Annotated in this window: 1 pseudogene; it reads right to left on the minus strand. The window is 69.9% G+C overall.

Going from position 1 to position 322, the window contains the following annotated elements:
• A pseudogene (locus AO501_RS38305) lies at positions 1 to 322 on the minus strand (hypothetical protein); the annotation flags it as partial.

Raw genomic sequence — 322 nt, forward strand, 5'->3', positions numbered from 1 at the left:
TCTCGGATCGGCTTGATGGCGAGGTGGCCGTTGCCGTCGAGGTAGACGTTGTTGGTGCTGTTGGTCATCGACTCGATTTCGCCGGTGCCCCAGTTGTTGGCGCCACCGGGATAGCCGTGGCCCAGGTCGTAGAGCCAGTTCGCGCCGTTGACCGGGGAGCCTGCGGCGCCGGTGAAGTCGTCACGCCAAATGGTGGTGAAGCCACCGCCGCCACCTCCGCCACTCCCTCCGCTTCCGGTCGCGCCGGTAGCGCCGGTGGCGCCCGTCTGACCGGCAGTGCCGAACAATCCGGCCGGCCCGCCCGCACCGCCGAGGCCACCCG

Source organism: Mycobacterium gordonae (assembly GCF_001417955.2).
In the GTDB taxonomy this organism is placed as follows: domain Bacteria; phylum Actinomycetota; class Actinomycetes; order Mycobacteriales; family Mycobacteriaceae; genus Mycobacterium; species Mycobacterium gordonae_B.